1 protein-coding gene is annotated in these 265 nt (G+C 56.6%); it reads left to right on the top strand.

The window, feature by feature from the left end; all coding sequences use genetic code 11:
- The coding region (locus MXD62_RS08790; protein ID WP_285224002.1) for a putative sulfate exporter family transporter at positions 1 to 265 on the top strand (265 nt) is incomplete at both ends.

A 265-nucleotide genomic window follows, 5' to 3' on the forward strand; every position in this document is an offset into this window, starting at 1 on the left:
GACCGCAATCGGCGCTGTGACCGTCTCCATTCTGGGCACCATTTTTACAGTCGTGTACACGTTGCTTTATACATATATGGGTGTCAGCCCACATCAAATAGGAATCTTGTCGGGCGCTACCCTGCATGAAATCGGTCATGTGCTGGCTGCTGCCGCTCCTGCGGGCAGCGAGGCGCTAAATATCGCGATCGTTGTGAAGCTGATCCGGGTAGCCCTGCTCGTTGGAGTGGCGATCGTGGTGGGGATCTGGGCGAAGCGCACAGAG

Origin of the sequence: Frankia sp. Mgl5 (assembly GCF_023242985.1) — a bacterium.
Lineage (GTDB): Bacteria > Actinomycetota > Actinomycetes > Frankiales > Frankiaceae > Parafrankia > Parafrankia soli.